The following is a 17,093-nucleotide window of genomic DNA, read 5'->3' as shown; positions in this document are numbered from 1 at the left end:
GCCTCGATGCGCCCCGTTTGGAAATCAGTCTCGCGGACCGAACCGGTGCGGCTTGGTCCGAAGTCCGCAGACTCGATAAGAACTTTTAGCAAACTGTTTTTAAAAGTAACAAAACGTTACTAAAAGTTTATCTGACGTGAACGCATAAATGGCTATTCGTATGCCGCCCGAATATTTCGTGAAATTACGAAAGACGGCACCGAGCAGACTCTCGCCGCGTTATTAGTTGCACGGCAATAGCCGTCGTCATTTCGATGGTCACTGACACCGCTCACGCATATACTGCCCAACAGCCGATTGCAGTCGCCATGGAGCGTGCAGAACAAGGCGGGCGTCGCAAGTCGGACTCAAACTGGAGGAAGACAAAATGAAGCGATTCGTTTCCCGCTGTATGGTTGCCGTCTCAACGATCATTGTCTGTTCGCTGTCGGGGCTTGCGCAGGCGGACGCTGCTCATCCGGTGGTCGCACTCCTGCCCGGTGTGGTTGATCCGTTCTACTTCACCATGCATCGCGGCGCTGAACGGGCCGCGAAAGAAGAGAACGTCGAGTTGCTGTTCCAGGTTCCCAAAGAGTGGAACACCAGTGAGCAGGTTCCGATCCTCAAAGCCTTTATCGCCAAACATCCTGACGTACTGCTAATTTCTCCGGTCGACAAGCAACAATTGATCGGACCGCTCAAGGAAGCCGCTGACGCCGGCATCAAGGTCATTACCGTCGACACCTACATCGGCGATGGACACTATCAGACCGGCAAGGGAGACGCGGATTTCCCGCTTTCCTATATCGCTTCGGACAACCTCGAAGGTGGCCGCGTCGCTGCGCGCGCACTCGCCAAGGCCATCGGCGACAAAGGTACGGTCTATTGCGAGAACAACAAACCGGGCATCTCCAGCACCGACGCACGTGCTGAAGGTTTCATGGACGAAATGAAGAAGCATCCGAACATCAAGGTGCTGCAGACGCTGTACAACGAGGACGACGCCAACCAGGCCGCCGCTCACGTCGCCGCCGTCCTGGCACGCAATCCGGATCTCGCCGGCGTGTTCGGCGCCAACACTTTCTCAGGTAGCGGCGCAGCGCAGGGAGTGAAGGCGGCGGGCAAGCAAGGCGTCGTCAAGGTGGTGGTATTCGATGCCGTGCCGGGCATCGACAAGCAGATCAAGAGCGGCCTCGTGGACATCGCGATTGCGCAGCGTCCGGATGAAATTGGCTACTACGGCGTCAAGTTCGCCGCCGATGTCATTCACGGCAAGACCATCCCACCCCTCAAGAGCACGGGCTTCATCATCCTCGATAAAAGCAATATCGATCAGCCCGACATGCAGAAATACATCTACTCGAACTAGCCAAAGCAAGGCTGGCTGCAGCCGTAGATCGTCCTTACCGCGTGCGCCGTTGCGCACGCGGGTTCTGCTCCTGATAACCCGGATCACCCCATGGATAACTCGCGTCTCGACCGGATCGCGCTGATTACGAGGCTATGGCCGTGGCTCTTTCTCGGCGCCTTGCTGATATTTTTCGAGGTCTATGCACAGGTCTCGGCTCATCGGTCGTTTCTGTTCAACGCCTACAACCTGCAGTCAATCGGTCTTGCCGCTAGCGCCCCGCTGCTGCTGGCAATCGGCCAGACTTTCGTGATCGTGACGGCGGGCATCGATCTGTCGGTGGGTTTCGTGACCGGACTTGCGGCCGTCTGCGTCGCGCAGTTCACGCTTTTCGGCAATGGCTCGCCGTGGGTCCTGATCCTGTCCATCCCGGTCACCGTCGCGGTCTGTCTGATTCCCGGACTCGTCAACGGTGTACTGATCGCGTGGCTTGGTGTGCCGGCCTTTATCGGCACGCTCGGCATGTACGGCGTTGCGCGCGGCGCGGGTTTTCTCGCGGCCGGCAGCGGCATGACCGTCTCGGTGGATAATCCCGGCCTCGTCTGGCTCGGCGCAGGCTGGACGCCCGTGCTGCTGACTGGCGTGTTACTCATCATCATGCATCTGCTGCTCTCGAAGACCCGTTTTGGCCAGTACACCTATGCGATTGGCGGCAATCCGCAGTCTGCAGTGCGAGCCGGCATCAACGTCAAACGCCACCTGCTCACGGTGTATGTGATCGCCGCTGCCTTCGCCGCAATCGGCGGGATCATCTATACCGCGCGCTTTGCAGCAGGAGCGGCCAATGCCGGTGAGCCTATGCTGCTCGATTCGATCGCTGCGGTGGTGATTGGTGGCGCGAGCCTGTTTGGCGGAACCGGTAATGTCATCGGGACGCTGATCGGCGCGCTCATCATCGCGGTGATCCAGTTCGGACTGGTGTTTATCGACGTCAACGCGTTCTGGCAATTTATCGTGGTGGGCGTCGTCATTATTCTGTCGGTATTGATCGATCAATACAAGGACCGTCTCGGAGGTGCCCAATGAGCACACCGATCCTGGAAGTACGCGACGTCTCAATCCGCTTTGGCGGCGTGCAGGCGCTGAAGAATGTGTCACTGCAGTTGTTGCCGGGCGAAGTGCTCGCGCTCGCTGGCGACAACGGTGCGGGCAAGTCGACGTTGATCAAGATCCTTTCAGGGGTCTACCGGGCCGATCAGGGCGAGTTGCGACTCGACGGCGCACCGTTGCAATTGCGCGATCCGCAGGACGCACGCGCCCAGGGGATCGAGACGATCTATCAGGACCTGGCGCTAGCCGATAACCTGGACGTGGGCAGCAATATCTTCCTCGGACGGGAACCGACGCGTCGCCAGCTCGGCTTCCAGGTCATAGACCGGCCTCGTATGGCAGAGGTCGCGCGCGACGTGCTGAAGCGCCTCGATATTGTCATTCCCGAACGCAAGCTCAGTGGTCCGGTGAAGATGCTCTCTGGCGGCCAGCGACAGGCCATTGCCATCGGCCGGGCCATTTACTGGAACGCGCGGGTGCTTATCATGGACGAGCCCACCGCCGCGCTGGGCGTGCCCGAGCAACGCAAGGTGATGGAGTTGATCGCGGCGCTCAAGGTCCAGGGCGTCTCTGTGATCCTGATCTCGCACAATCTGCACGACATCTTCGCGATTGCTGATCGCATCGTCGTTCTGCGGCGCGGTGAGGTGGCCGGCGAACGGCTGGTCAAACAGACCAATGGCGATGAAATCGTGCACCTGATGGTTGGCGATACCTACGTGAGCCCTGGATAGTTCGCGCTACTTGTTACTTCGTCAGGGCGTATTTTCGCTTTCAGAAGTTCACGATCTGCCGGACGCTCCTACCCGGAGAGCCTGTGTATGGGCAAGCCGGGCAAGGCAAGCATTCGCGTTCATCCCGCACGCCGCACGGGCGGGAAACGCTTTGAGTCCCGGCTGAAGCTTACGCGCCGGAATTGTTCCCGCTTATGTTCTTCCTCGAAGTGCGCGAGCGACGGCTTGACCAGATCGCTACGCGCCACGAGCCCGATCAGCCGCAAGCTTTCCCGATCCGCGACGACCGGCAGACGCTCGAGACCGTGGACCGCAAGCCGCGAAGCGACCAGCCGACAGGTCTCATCGACCAATGCCACAATCGGCGCAGTGCCCTTCAACAAGTCGGCAATACGCGCGTCCAACGACTGGCTAGCCGGATCGTCACTGAAACGCTCGAGCGTCGCTCGGTCGACCATGCCGACGACTGCCCCATCGATCACCGCAGGATAAGCGCGGTGCTTCTGTGTGGTGCCAAAATATGTGGCCAGCGCCTCGCGTACGGAGAGGTTTGCGTCGATTGTCGCTAAGGAGCGCGACATCACCTCCTCAACGTAATGCCGCTCTAAAGGATCAACGCTGTATTCGCGGTAGATGTGATACCCACGACGCGCAATCTTTTCCGTCATGATGGAGCGGCGCATAACCACCGTCGCGAAGCCGTGCGCGACCAGGGTGGCGGCGAGCAATGGCAACAGCGCGTTACTGTCGTGTGTCAGACCAAATGCGAAGACGATCGCCGTAAGTGGCGCACCGAGAGTCGCACCCAGCGTGGCCGCCATGCAGACAAGCGGCCACAGCGCAGGTTCACCGCCGGGCAGCACATGGCTGAGCACGACGCCCAGCCCGGCACCCAGCATGAGCAAGGGGGCCAGCACCCCGCCCGAGGTGCCCGAGCCTAGCGCCACCACCCAGATGATGGCCTTCACAATCAGAATTGAAACAGCGATTCCCACCAGGATGTGCTGATGCAGCAGGTCGCCGATCACGTCATAGCCAACCCCAAGCGCACGCGGCTCGATGAATCCACCAATGCCCACTACCAGGCCGCCAATGGCGGGCCACCACATCCAGTGAATCGGCAGCTTGCCGAACAGATCTTCGGTCTTGTACAACGCGGCGGACAGCCCCGACGCCAGCGCCCCACTCAGCAAACCCGCTATGACACACGACACCAATGACATCGCATCGGGAGTTACCGTCTCGAGTGGGAATAGCGGACCTGCGCCAAAGAAAATCGCCCGCGCAAATCCTGCTACAGCGCACGCCAAAGCGACCGGCAAAAAGCTGCGCGGGCGCCATTCGAACAGCAGCAACTCGACGGCCAGCAGTACCGCGGCCACAGGAGTACCAAATACCGCGGTCATGCCGGCAGCAGCCCCGGCGACCAGCAGCGTCTTGCGTTCCCCCGAGGTCACCTTCACGAACTGCGCGATCAGTGAGCCGATTGCGCCGCCCGTCATGATGATCGGGCCTTCCGCGCCGAACGGCCCACCGCTGCCGATCACGATGCCGGAGGACAGCGGCTTCAGAATCGCGACCTTTGGCGACATACGGCTCTTGCCGAACAGAATGGCTTCGATCGCTTCCGGAATACCGTGTCCGCGGATTTTGTCAGAACCGTAGCGGGCTATCAGGCCCACGACGAGACCACCGGCCACGGGAATCAGAATGACCCAGGCGCCGAGCGTGTTCTGTGCCGGGGAATGATCGGCGAAGGAAAACGCGCCAAAGAAGAACAGATTGGTAAACAGGTGAATCAGGCTCAGCAGCACGAACGCTGCAAGCGTGCTAAGTGCGCCGATCGCTGCTGCGAGAACGGAAATTCCAGGCAGCCGTGCGTTCGTGGAAAAGTCACGCTTGTGAGTATCGTGGGTCATGATTAATCAAAATCGATCTGAGGGACGTTAAACGCGCCTTTGAGCGACTTCAATTCGGCGCGATGCATTTGCGCGAGGCGAGAGAGCACCTGCTCTCCCGCCTTCAGCAGGTGAACCTCGACCTGGCGGCGATCCGTTTCACTGATCTTGCGCTGGACGAGGTCGAGCGCCTCGCAACGGGATACCAGCGCGACTACACCGTGATGCGCCGCCTGGAGCCGCTCGGCGAGTTCGCCGATCGTCGCCCAGTCGCGATCCGGATAGCCCTTGATGTGCAGCAGCAACAGATACTGCAAAGGAGTAATACCTTCGCTCTGAGCGGCTTGCTCAGAAAAACGCTCAAAGCGGCGCATCTGATAGCGAAACTCCGATAGTTGCTCGAAGTTTGCTTTAGTCAATCCGCGAGAGAGTGTTTTCATCTGCGCTCCAATGGCTAAGGCAATCGTAGAGCCGCTATTATATCACGTTGTGATATTATTTGTCTCCACGCACCCGAACCGGTCGAAGCTGCTTATGCGGGGCAGCGGCATGCCTATGCGGCGCGCCATTGCTCCGCATAGGCATGCCGGTACATACCCTCAATCAGGTCCGCTTGCGTGATCATTCCGGCGAGCCGCTCTTCGCTATCTAGCACCGGAATATGGTGGTGTCCGTCGTTGGCGAAGAGCGGCAAGAGGTCCACAAATCGCGTCGCCAGGCATACGGTTCGCACGGCAGGGTTCATCACTGCGCCAACCAATAGCGGCGATGCCGCTTTCGGTTTGAACCAGCGTTGCATGCTTAGCCGAACAATGGACTTGTCACTGGAAGTCCGTTCGCCGTCAAGATCGGCGCGGGTCACGATGCCTAGAACGTGATGGTCTGCATCAATGACCGGAATGGCCTTGAAACCGTGCTGTTTCAGCAGACGACATGTCTCCGAGACGCTGGTCGTCACCGAGACGGCAACCACGGGACTCGACATGATTTCAGCGCAGGTCAACTGGTTGAAGCTGCGTGCATAGGCCTGCAACTGGATATCGCGCAGCAGAGATTCCAGATCATCGAGGTCGATGTCCAGCAATTCTCCGCGTCGGTTCACAACCGCTTCGAGGTCCGCGCGAGTGAAACTTGCCTGTGGAGTTGCGATACGTTGCGCAGGGCCGCTCGCGGCACCTTGGAAGGCGGCGTGGGGGTAGCGGTGGCCGGTGATCGTATGGTAAGCGATGGCGGCGCCTAGCAGCGCGACCGACTGAACGAAAATCGGCTCGGCCACAAAGCGGTAACCCAATGCGTGAATGGACGGCCCACCTAGCACTGCGGTCAGCGCGACCGCGCCTGACGGCGGGTGTACGCAACGCAGCGCAAACATCGCACAGATCGCCAGCGCGACCGCCAGCGCGGCGGCGCCGACCGGATCAGCGATCCAGCTCGCGCAAGCGACGCCGACCGTCGCAGAGACGAGATTGCCACCAATGATGGACCACGGCTGCGCAAGCGGACTGGCCGGGACGGCGAACAGCAGCACGGCAGACGCGCCCATGGGAGCGACGAGCAGCGGGATGCCGAGTGCGGGTCCGAGCAGAACATGCATTGCCCCACCCGTGAATGCGATCCCAACTAGCGCGCCAAGGCAGGATCTAAGACGCTCCGGCCAGCGGACCGCGATGGGACTGGGAATGAAGCTGGAAAACCAGCGGATAGCAGTGTGGCGGGACAAGGTTCGGCAGGAAATGGATGGAATGACAATACGTGGGACAGGACCACACCATAAGGTCAAACGCCCGCGGAACGAACGAATATGTCGTCATGATTATATGTCATTGTGATATAAACGAGCCGAACGCATCAAGCTACGGTATCCACACCGAGCGAATACAACAGTAAAGACTATGCGGATGAACGTCCGCCGCCGTGCGCCAACGAGACGCTTGCCGATGGCAACAAGTCCTCCACTGCCAGGCGGATCGCGGCAATCAGCGCTCGCGCCGCAGGCGAGGGAGCGCCCTCGGCCCGCACCATTAGGCCGATATCGCGCTGCATGTTATGCAACGGAACGTCCAGCACGACCAGTTGGCCTGACTCGCACTCGTAGTGCAGTTGCTGCGCGGATAGCGCCGCCACCATGTCGGTATGCAGAAGCAGTCCACGAATCACTGCAAGGTCGGCTGTTTCGACTGTGGGCATGGGCGGCTTCACGTTCACGCGTCGAAACTGCGATTCGAACAGGCGCCGCGCGGGAGCATGACTACGCGGCAAAATCCATTGCGCGTGCCGCAAATCATCAATCGTCAGTCCGCGCGCTTTGGCGAGCGGATGGTCACGGCGCGCCAGAACGGCCATCTCTTCGGTCATCAGCCGCTCGTTGTGCAAGCCACTCCCCGCTTCGTTGGGGCGCAGCGCGCCGAGGATGAAATCAACATCGCCCGCCCGCAATCCGGCCACCAGTGTTTCGTACGCGCTCTCGTCAGTCGCTACATGTACTCCAGGGTGCCATGAAATCAGGCGCGCAATCGCGTTGGGAAGGATCAGCGTACGGCCAAGCGGCAGCGCACCAACTGTCACCGCGCCCTGAATATTGCCGTGCAAGGCGGCAATGTCATCGGGCACATGACGCAGTTCGTTCAAGGCACGACGCACATACAGCAGGAACGTTTCCCCCTCGGGCGTCAGCAGGATGCCACGTGGGCTTCGGTCGAACAGGCGCAGGCCCGACCCGCTTTCTAGTACGCGGATCGCGCTGCTCACCGCCGGCTGGCTGATACCGAACGAGCTGGCAGCCGTCGGCATGTGCCGGTGACGCGCCAGCGCCACGAAGATCTGTAGTCGACGCGTGTTCAGCAAATAGGCGGGCAACACGCCTTCCGCAGGAGCACGCCGGCGCGCTTGCTGTGCCGCGCTCCACAGCGTGAGTTCGCCGAATTCGGCAAAAATCCGGTCACAACGCTTGAGCACCGCGCGCCCTGTCGGCGTGGCCAACATGCCGGAGGGCTTGCGCTCGAACAGCGGTTCGCCCAGCGCCGATTCGAGCTCCTGCACGGAACGCGTAACGGCGGATTGCGCGCGAAACAGTTCGGCGGCTGCACGCGTTGCGCTGCCAGTATCGGCGACAAGTTTGAACGCTCGCAGATGCGCCAGGTTGAGAAGTTCGCTATTGCTCACGGTGACGGTCTCGTTGAAGGGAGCGAGAATTTTTCGCTGTGTAGTTTCCAGCATCTATGCACGCGTGCCCGCAAACAGTATTACTCACTACGAACTGTTGCGTGTCGCGCACATCGGCGATTGCGACTTTGTTCTTTTGCCATCTGTTTTGCTTATGAGGTGTCAACGCATCGGATCGTCGAATCGGCGCGTGCTGGACCCTTTGGATATCAAAGGATCGTTATGCGGTGCGGCTTCCAGCAAGCTTACCTGCACCCGGCCAACCGCGAAATAGCAGCTACACGGTGGTTTTCGCGCTTTGCAACTGGTTAACCCGCACTTTCGGATAGTGTCCCTTTTTCTATATCTTCCTATCCCAACGCGGCACCGCCAGGATCGCGCCAACATAGGCGACGGTTCTACCTTGATTTTCGACGATTAAAAGTAAAACACCCGGCGTTGCGATTCGCTTGCCGCGCCGTGGCCGATAGACGAGCCTGGCTAAAAGAATTCAGCACATAACAAGGCCTTGACCGTTCGCGGCATGCCACCAGTTTTCTGTATTTCAATGAGGAGAGTAAGCATGGGCGGCAACTTTAGCGTAAGTGGCAATGGCGCCGACAACGGCGCATCGGCGCTGGTTTCGGACAAACCGGACCTTAAAACCACCCTTCGCGCCGGGGCGATTGCCGGCGTGAGTGGCGCAGTATGCATCTGGATTTACGAAGCGCTGATCTGGGTCGGCGCCCAGCATCTGATGCCACTGGCCGGCATTCCGCGCAACGCGACAGGACTGGTGTTCGGCAAGGCAGTGCAGGATGCGCTCGGTATTTGGGCCTATGTTCTCGGGACCGGCATTCACTTTGTCTTCGCGATTGCCTGGGGCATCCTGTTTGCACTGATCTGGCCGTATTTCCGCCGCCGTGGGTATGAGGCGACCTTCGTGGCGCTGTTCTACGCGATCTTCGCGTGGATTGCGATGCACGTTGCGATCAGCATTGCTTCGGACAATCACCCTAACTACTTCGATCCTGCCGTGATCATCGGCGGCTTCATGTCTCACTTCTGCTTCACCGTTCCGCTTGCCCTGATCGTCAAGAAACGCCTGGCGCCGTAATCGAAGAACAGACACAGCCGACTTTTTATCTGATTGATGGGACAAGAGGAGACGGGGAAAAATGAATTTATCAAAAATAGCACTACTAACCTTATCAGCGATCGGGATGATCTGGGCTGGACAAGCCCGAGCGCAATCGTCGATCACCCTTTACGGCGTGCTCGACGAGTTTATCGGCTATCAATCGACCAAAGTTGCGGGGAAAAATACGTCACTGGTTTTGCTCGGAAACAATGGCGAACTCACCAGCCGCTGGGGCTTGCGTGGCGCTGAGGACCTCGGCGGCGGCTATAAGGCCACCTTCGATCTCGAGAACGGTTTTGACCCGGGCACCGGCGCCGTGCAAAACGCCTACCGCTTTTTCGACCGTCAGGCGTGGGTCGGCATGGCCGGCCCCTATGGTGAAATCAGGGCGGGCCGGCAGAACACACCGATGTTCGCATGGAGCGGCAACCTGGACGCATTCAGCGCCGCCACCTATGCGTCGGGCTACAACAACTTCGCCAACTGGCTGGCGCGCGTCGATAACGACATCTCGTACCTCTCGCCCAAAATTGGCACCACTCAGATCGAGTTGCATTATTCAGTTGGGGGGCAGCCTGGCACGCTGGCAGGCAATGCGGTCTACCAGGCGGCGGTCCAGAGCAACCTCGGGCCGGTTTATCTCGCGCTGGCATACCTGAACGCAGCTAATGCCACCAACAGCAACCGTGTCCAGCAAATCATGGCGGGCGGAAACTATGAATACGGCTGGGGGAAGATTTATGTGGGCTTCTTCAGAGGTAACGATGTGATTTCCGCCACAACCGGTAATGCGTTGTCGAACCCTGCAGGAAAATATAATCCGACGGTCGGTCCGGTCGGTAATGTGGCCGGCAATTACCACAACACGTGGTCCTTTTCCGCCGATTATCGCTTTAGCCCGTTCCTCTCCGTAGGCGCAGGATACGCGTTCATCACGGATGATTCTTCGCTCGACAACACAGCGCGCCAGATGAGCGCGATCATCAACTACGACCTGTCAAAGACGACGCGAGTTTATGGGGTCGTCTCGAAGCTGAACAATTACAACTCCGCCCAGTTCAAGATGGCTGGTGCCAGTATCACAACCGGCGCATTCCTGACACCCGGCGCCGGTCAAAGTGAAACCGGCGTACAGGTAGGTATCCGTCACCTGTTCTAGGCGCGAGTCGTTGCCCGGATCGCTGAAAAATCAGCGCCCGGGCAACAGTTCAATGCAAGGAACCCTTTAAAGCGGGCACCTCTGAGGGATAGGCAAAAAGCTCGTTGCGTGCAGTTGCAACGAGCTTTTTTATGCCGGTTCCATACCGTTACGACGCTTGGCCGCCTCAGCCTGAGGCGAAGCCAGAAACGAGAGTAGCGCCTTTGTAGCCTCACGCTTTGCGGATACGCTGCAGATACCCGCCGCGAAAATCGTGGTGATCTGGATGTCACCAGGCAGAGCGCCGATCACATCAATGTCCGGCAAATGCATCAACTCGCTCAACTGCTGGAATCCCAACTCGACTTCACCACGCGCGATCAGCGCGCCCACCGGAACACCCGGTGGCGCCTGCACGATACGCGATGCGATGCACTCAGCGATACCCCAGCGCTCAAACAGGCGCACCAGGTGCGAACCGCTCGGCCCTGTGGAGTAGCCAACCGTACGTGCGCCCAGAATGGCCGCGCGTAGCGCCGCCTCCGTGCCGATGTCCGGCCGCGGCGCGCCGTTTGCCACAGCGACCGCCACGCCTGAACGAACCAGGTCGACGCGGCTGCCGGGCACAACACGACCCGCTGCGCTCAACCGATCGATTACGTCCGACGCCAGAACAACCACGTCGAACGCTTCGCCATCCTCAACACGCCTGGCAGCCGCGACGCCTCCGACCGACTCGATGCTCACGCGCTGCCCCGACAGCCGCCCGTACTCCTGAACCAGTTCGTCCAGCACGCTGCGGGTGGCCATCGACGAGATGCCGCTGATCGGATCGCTCATGGTTTGCCCAATCACCATTTCCGTTGCCCCGGTCAGTCGATGTACCGCAGTCCAGCCTGTTGCAAAGGCTCGCGCATGCTGTACATATCCAGGCCGAGCACGCCGCTCGCGAGCTTGGCCCGCTTTTGAGCTTCATTCGCCTCGCGCGCGACCGCCTTCTCGAGAACCTTCGAGGCCCACGCTGAAGGCACCACGACCACGCCGTCGTCGTCCGCCACGATGACGTCGCCCGGACTTGCCAGCGCACCCGCGCACACCACGGGGATGTTCACGGAACCCAGCGTGGCCTTGATCGTTCCTTTGGCGGAGATCGCTTTGCTCCAGACTGGGAACTTCATCTCCGTCAACTCGCGCACGTCGCGTACACCAGCGTCGATGATCAGTCCACGCGCTCCACGGGCTTTAAAGCTTGTCGCCAGCAGATCGCCAAAGTAACCGTCCGTGCAGTCGGCGGTCACGGCCGCTATCACGATGTCGCCCGGCTGGATCTGCTCAGCCGCGACGTGCATCATCCAGTTGTCACCCGGTTGCAGCAGGACCGTCACGGCAGTACCGCAAGCACGCGCGCCGACGTAAATCGGCCGCATATACGGCTTGAGCAGACCCGTCCGGCCCATGGCCTCGTGCACGGTCGCGCTGCCGAACTCACCGAGCTTTGCGGCAACGTCACCGTCTGCACGTTGAATGTTGCGATACACCACGCCTAGTTCATACATGATTAATGCCCCTTGCTTTTCAATGCCGCATCGAGCCGCGGATAGACACGGCGCGCGTTACCTTCGTAGATCTTGTGCCGCTCATCCGCATCGATAAACGCGGCCTCGACGTAGCGCTTCGTATCGTCGAAGTAGTGACCGGTTTCTGGATCGATACCGCGTACGGCGCCGATCATCTCGCTGGCAAACAGGATGTTGTCGACGGGAATCACACGGGTGAGCAGATCGATGCCCGGCTGATGGTAGACGCAGGTATCGAAGAAAATGTTGTTCAGCAGATGATCCTTCAGCAACGGCTTCTTCATCTCCTGGGCGAGCCCACGAAAGCGTCCCCAGTGATACGGCACCGCGCCGCCGCCGTGTGGAATCACGAAGCGCAGCGTGGGGAAATCACGGAACAGGTCCGACGTGAGGCACTGCATGAAGGCCGTCGTATCTGCGTTCAGGTAGTGCGCGCCCGTTGTGTGGAAACACGCGTTACAGCTCGTGCTCACATGAATCATTGCGGGGATGTCGTACTCGACCATCTTCTCGTAGATCGGGTACCAGTAGCGGTCCGACAGCGGCGGGCTGGTCCAGTGGCCGCCCGAGGGATCTGGATTCAGGTTGATCGCCACGTTGCCATACTGCTCCACGCACTTGACCAGCTCGGGGATGCAGGTGGTGACATCTACGCCGGGGCTTTGCGGCAGCATCGCGGCGGGAACGAAGTGATCGGGGAATAGCTGGCTCACGCGATAACACAACTCGTTGCAGATCGCGGCCCATGTGCTGGACACCTCGAAGTCGCCAATGTGATGCGCCATGAAACTCGCACGCGGGCTGAAGATCGTCAGGTCGAGGCCCCGCTCACGCATCAGCCTTAGCTGATTGCTTTCGATCGTTTCGCGCAACTCGTCGTCGCTGATCTGCAATTCGGACACTTTCGGCATCTCGGACGGGCTTTTGATGCCCGCGATCTGGCGGTTGCGCCACGCCTCCAGCGCTTTCGGCGCGGTGGTGTAGTGCCCGTGTATGTCGATGATCATCGCTTCTCCAAAAAAATAAATGATCAGGTTGCCGGCGCGGCGGCACAGTTGCCCGCCGTGCAGGTTGCACTAGTGGGCGGCCTTAGTGGCTGCTTTCGTGGCTGCTTTATAGGCCGCACTAGTGGGCCGCGGTCGCATGCGGCGTCGCCTCGCTGAGCTTGGTACGCTGAGCCAGCAAGATGGCGATAGCAGCCAGCGTGGCGGGGATCGCCAGCATGGCCAGGATGGCGCCGAACTGCCAGCCGAGGCCAAGCAATGCGCCGCCGATAGCGGAGCCAAAGATGCTGCCGAAACGCCCCATGCCGAGCATCCAGCTCACGCCGGTAGCACGTGCGACCGTCGGGTAGCGACCCGGTGCGAAAGCATTCAGCCCCGTCTGAGCACCGCTCATGCAGAAGCCCGCGGCGAACACCAGCAAGGTGAGCGATGAGGACAACGCACCAATCCAGCCTAGCCCGAGCACACAAAGCGCACCGCCGATGTAGGCTGCACTGATTACCGGCGCCGGACGCACCTTGTCCATCGTCCAGCCCACGAGAATCGCGCCAATCGTTCCGCCGATCTGGAACATCGCCGTCACGTTGGCCGCTGTGGTGACGGTCAGGCCGGCGTCCTTCATCAAGGTAGGCAGCCAGCCAGTCAATAGGTAGATCACGAGCAGGCCCATGAAATACGTGACCCAAAGCGCCGCTGTCATGAACCCGTAGCCCTGCGAGAACAGCACACCGATTGGCTTGCGCGTCGGCAATGGCGGTTCGTTCGAAACGAACACCTCATCGCCGGAAAAGCTCGCTCCGCACACCCGGCCCAGTACCTTGCCGATGCGCGCACCGGGGGCGCCACGTACCGCCATCCAACGCGCCGACTCAGGCAGCAACCAGAACTGCAGCGGGATCAACACCAACGGCAATGCACCGCCGAAGATCAACACCGAACGCCAGCCATGTTCAGGAATCAGCCAGCCAGCCGCAAAACCGATCAGCGCCGAACCCAGGTTAAAGCCGGTGAACATGATGGTGATCATCAAGGCGCGCTTGCGCTGCGGCGCATACTCGGACAGCAGCGTCGTCGTGTTGGGCATCGCGGCACCGAGGCCAATGCCAGTGAGCAGGCGCAGGAGCGCCATGGAGGCCGCCGATTGCGTAAACGCAGTCGCGATCGTGAAAATGCCGAACAGGAAAATGGACGTCAGCAATACCCACTTGCGCCCAATGCGATCCGAAGCGGGTCCTGCTGCCAGGGCGCCGATCACGAGACCGATCGGCGCCGCGCTCATCACGAGGCCAAACGCGGGACGCGAGATGCTCCAGTCGTGAATGATCGAAGGCGCGATAAAACCCATGATGGCCACATCCATGCCGTCAGCGGTCACCACGAGAAAGCACAGCGCCACCAGTAGCCACTGGTAAGGCGAGATGGCTCGCTCGTCTATAAATGCCTTGATATCGATTGTCTTTCCGATGCTCATCAATGTTCTCCTGTCTCCTGTGTCCGGCGTTTCAGGTTGCCCGCCCAGGTCTTGCTTCGTGCTGCCGCGTGTTTCCTGCGTCTCGTGATCTCCACGAGTGCTCCAACCCACGCGCCTGGACGAACCACCCGCCTATCAACTCTTTTGTTTTTCCGCGCTGTCCCAATCCAGCTTTCCAGCCGCTTTACCCGCGACCGAGTACAACGCCCCGGGCGCATTCCGGGTGCGCTGAAAGTCTTCCAGCGTTTCGCCGCGCATCGCGGCATAGATGTGCAGGTTCGACACCCCAACCACGGCGCCGAGCTTCTCGAGCATGAAGAAGATCACGCCGTAGTGCAGCAGGCCACGCCAGTCGCGTCGGCGGACCAGATCGCGCTCCTGCTCGCTCAATCCTGCCGTTTCGAAGCTCGCTTCAGGATCACGCAGGAAGGCCGCGCGATGCTCGGGCTCCACCATCCGGTGCAGGAAATCGTTGATCCGATAAGCCCGCACTGCGACTTCGATGGTGAACGGATACGTGCCCTTGAGCTTCTCGATCCCGGCAAGTTCCTGCGCCATCCGCTCGCGATGGCGCTCGACGATCGAAGGCTTCGGATCGCTCTCCTCGCTTTCGTAGATGGCCGTCGCGATGCCGGCCATCGACGGCAGGTAGTAGCTGCGATGCTTGCACACGACGCCGGCCGGCAGCGCGCCCCGCATGGCGAGCCACATCACCACTTCCGCTCCCTCGAACCCACCCAGCTCAGCGTATTCGGCGATGGTCATGCTGGCGAGTTGTTCCGGGTCGCGCTCGAACAGATCGAGAAAGCGCTGGTCCCATTCCGTGTTGTTGAAGCCGGCGCGTTCACCATGCACCTGGTGCGACAGGCCACCAGTTGCCACGATGGCGACCTTCAGATCCTCGGGATAACTTTCAATCGCGCGCCGGAGCGCCTGTCCCAACTTGTAGAAGCGGCGCGCGCTCGGAATGGGAAATTGCAGCACGCCAATCTGCAGCGGCACCAGTTTCACCGGCCACTCGGGCTTGTGCGGACAAAGCATGGACAAGGGCGAAAAACAGCCGTGATCGAGCGCCTTGTTCTGGAAGAAGGACATGTCGAACTCGTCGGTCATAAGCGAGTTGCCGATGTGCGCGGCCAGTCCCGGGTGTCCCTTGATGGGCGGGAGATCACGTGCGCCGCCGCCCTCGTCCGCGACGTGCCACTCCGGGCCGACGCCTAGCGTGAACGCGGAATAATGGTCGAAGAAGAACGAGGTGACATGGTCGTTGTAGATGGTAACGAGCACATCGGGCTGCTTTTCCGCGAGCCAGTCCGCCAACGGTGCGAAATTCTCGAAGATCGGCGCCCAAACGGGATCGTCACGCTTGTTCTTGTCGAAAGCAAAACCGATGGTGGGTGTGTGCGAAGCAGCAATGCCGCCAATGATCCGTGCCATGCCTGTACTCCTTCAGAAACGCATTGAATCGCCAGTTGGCCCTCAGCGCCTCGTAAGAGACGGGCATCGGGCCCATGCGATGATGTTCGTGGCGTTGGCAGCAATATCTGAGTTCCGGCGCTGTACGACAGCCTTAGGCTCCGTCTTTGTCTGGGCTCGCGTTCGCTTTCAGAATCAGGGGAAGTCCTGAACGGTTGCCGGGGCGCCTTGCCCGTCAGTCTCAACGGCACCGTGCCTTAATTGCGCGGACCCTGGACTGAAACGCCTTCGATAAATGAAACTCACACCGCCGCCTGTTGGATAGAACGTAACGAAACGGGTTGCGCCACAACAGTCCGGGTTAACCAGATGCATTGACGAAAGTGCATGATTTTTTGCACTTTTGCAGAAGAGAGCGAGCGTGGGCCTCTCGGCCAGAAGCCGCGCCCAGCAAGGCCATGTGAAGGACGGACAGCCATCCGGTAAATTTTTTTCGGCAATTTACCGTTGGTCGTGCCGATAAATAAATTAGATGGAGCGAGAATCAACTAGCAATCGACCCGGGATCGGCGGTCCCGCGAATCGGGCCAAGGGCAAATTCGATTGCTTTTCAGATGTGCAGGCCGCCGCTATCTCGCCGCATTGCACCGCCTAATGGCCGTTCCGGGCAAAGATTTCACCTGCCAGATGGCCTATGCCATTTGCAGCGGCGACGCCGACCCGCGCGTGGCGTAAAATACGCCCTTTCCCGAATTTTTCGCCACCATGACGCTCGCCTCCACCCTTGAGATCATCGCCGAACTGAAAGCTGGCCGGATGGTGATTCTCGTCGACGAAGAAGACCGCGAAAACGAGGGCGACCTCGTGATCGCCGCCGAATTCGTCACGCCCGAGGCGATCAACTTCATGGCGCGCTATGGCCGTGGCCTCGTGTGCCTGACGCTGACGCAGGAACGTTGCAAGTCGCTCAACCTGCCGCTGATGACCTATCGCAACGGCACGCAGTACGGCACCGCCTTCACCGTCAGCATCGAAGCGGCCGAAGGCGTCACCACCGGTATCTCGGCGGCCGACCGGGCCCGCACGATCCTCGCCGCCGTCGCGCACGACGCCCGGCCCGAGCACATCGTTCAGCC

Annotated in this window: 15 protein-coding genes; 6 read left to right on the top strand and 9 right to left on the bottom strand. The window is 60.0% G+C overall.

All coding sequences use genetic code 11. From position 1 onward, the window contains the following. The first annotated feature begins 367 nt into the window (after positions 1-367). The 3 genes from WCA85_RS21560 to WCA85_RS21550 all read left to right on the top strand — a co-directional run bounded on the left by WCA85_RS21560 (position 368) and on the right by WCA85_RS21550 (position 3,171). A complete protein-coding gene (locus WCA85_RS21560; protein ID WP_424066902.1) occupies positions 368-1,348 on the top strand; it encodes an ABC transporter substrate-binding protein in 981 nt (326 codons plus the stop codon). A gap of 90 nt (positions 1,349-1,438) precedes the next feature. Then, positions 1,439-2,413 (top strand): ABC transporter permease subunit, encoded by a 975-nt coding sequence (locus tag WCA85_RS21555; protein WP_424066901.1) that lies wholly within the window; start codon positions 1,439-1,441, stop codon positions 2,411-2,413. Then, positions 2,410-3,171: an ATP-binding cassette domain-containing protein gene (locus tag WCA85_RS21550; protein ID WP_424066900.1), complete on the top strand. Its 762-nt coding sequence runs from the start codon at positions 2,410-2,412 to the stop codon at positions 3,169-3,171. The genes WCA85_RS21555 and WCA85_RS21550 overlap by 4 nt, the downstream gene beginning before the upstream one ends. A gap of 119 nt (positions 3,172-3,290) precedes the next feature. Here the strand turns inward: WCA85_RS21550 and WCA85_RS21545 are convergent, their stop codons facing one another. The 4 genes from WCA85_RS21545 to WCA85_RS21530 form a co-directional block, all read right to left on the bottom strand. Beyond that, a complete protein-coding gene (locus WCA85_RS21545; RefSeq protein WP_424066899.1) occupies positions 3,291-5,090 on the bottom strand; it encodes a chloride channel protein in 1,800 nt (599 codons plus the stop codon). 2 nt (positions 5,091-5,092) lie between these two features. Continuing rightward, positions 5,093-5,509, bottom strand: coding sequence for a MarR family winged helix-turn-helix transcriptional regulator (locus tag WCA85_RS21540; protein WP_424066898.1), 417 nt, complete (start codon positions 5,507-5,509; stop codon positions 5,093-5,095). A 113-nt stretch (positions 5,510-5,622) separates the two neighbouring features. Then, positions 5,623-6,789 carry an HPP family protein gene (locus tag WCA85_RS21535; protein ID WP_424066897.1) on the bottom strand — a complete coding sequence of 389 codons (1,167 nt, stop codon included), beginning with the start codon at positions 6,787-6,789 and terminating at the stop codon, positions 5,623-5,625. Positions 6,790-6,959: 170 nt separating this feature from the next. Continuing rightward, complete coding sequence (locus WCA85_RS21530) at positions 6,960-8,285, bottom strand: LysR family transcriptional regulator (RefSeq protein WP_424066896.1); 1,326 nt, start codon at positions 8,283-8,285, stop codon at positions 6,960-6,962. A 508-nt stretch (positions 8,286-8,793) separates the two neighbouring features. Between WCA85_RS21530 and WCA85_RS21525 the strand changes: the two genes are divergently transcribed. Both WCA85_RS21525 and WCA85_RS21520 read left to right on the top strand, forming a co-directional pair. Continuing rightward, on the top strand, positions 8,794-9,327 hold the full coding sequence (locus WCA85_RS21525; RefSeq protein WP_424066895.1) for a hypothetical protein: 534 nt from the start codon (positions 8,794-8,796) through the stop codon (positions 9,325-9,327). Positions 9,328-9,388: 61 nt separating this feature from the next. Then, entirely contained in the window at positions 9,389-10,510 is a 1,122-nt protein-coding gene (locus tag WCA85_RS21520; protein WP_424066894.1) for a porin, read from the top strand. Between the two features lie 129 nt (positions 10,511-10,639). Here the strand turns inward: WCA85_RS21520 and WCA85_RS21515 are convergent, their stop codons facing one another. The 5 genes from WCA85_RS21515 to WCA85_RS21495 all read right to left on the bottom strand — a co-directional run bounded on the left by WCA85_RS21515 (position 10,640) and on the right by WCA85_RS21495 (position 15,978). Next, positions 10,640-11,329 carry a substrate-binding domain-containing protein gene (locus tag WCA85_RS21515; RefSeq protein WP_424066893.1) on the bottom strand — a complete coding sequence of 230 codons (690 nt, stop codon included), beginning with the start codon at positions 11,327-11,329 and terminating at the stop codon, positions 10,640-10,642. 32 nt (positions 11,330-11,361) lie between these two features. After that, positions 11,362-12,045, bottom strand: a complete 684-nt coding sequence (gene ligK, locus WCA85_RS21510; protein WP_424066892.1) for a 4-carboxy-4-hydroxy-2-oxoadipate aldolase/oxaloacetate decarboxylase — start codon at positions 12,043-12,045, stop codon at positions 11,362-11,364. A gap of 2 nt (positions 12,046-12,047) precedes the next feature. After that, complete coding sequence (locus tag WCA85_RS21505; RefSeq protein ID WP_424066891.1) at positions 12,048-13,073, bottom strand: amidohydrolase family protein; 1,026 nt, start codon at positions 13,071-13,073, stop codon at positions 12,048-12,050. Positions 13,074-13,191: 118 nt separating this feature from the next. Then, entirely contained in the window at positions 13,192-14,541 is a 1,350-nt protein-coding gene (locus tag WCA85_RS21500; protein ID WP_424066890.1) for an MFS transporter, read from the bottom strand. Positions 14,542-14,676: 135 nt separating this feature from the next. Further along, complete coding sequence (locus WCA85_RS21495) at positions 14,677-15,978, bottom strand: gallate dioxygenase (RefSeq protein WP_424066889.1); 1,302 nt, start codon at positions 15,976-15,978, stop codon at positions 14,677-14,679. Positions 15,979-16,722: 744 nt separating this feature from the next. Here WCA85_RS21495 and WCA85_RS21490 point away from each other — a divergent pair. Next, positions 16,723-17,093 (top strand): 3,4-dihydroxy-2-butanone-4-phosphate synthase (locus tag WCA85_RS21490; RefSeq protein ID WP_424066888.1); only part of this gene is annotated, 371 nt, incomplete at its 3' end.

Source organism: Paraburkholderia sp. (assembly GCF_049581445.1).
Lineage (GTDB): Bacteria > Pseudomonadota > Gammaproteobacteria > Burkholderiales > Burkholderiaceae > Paraburkholderia.
The sequence above is the reverse complement of the archived record's forward strand: the minus strand, read 5'-3'. Positions and strand labels throughout refer to the sequence as shown.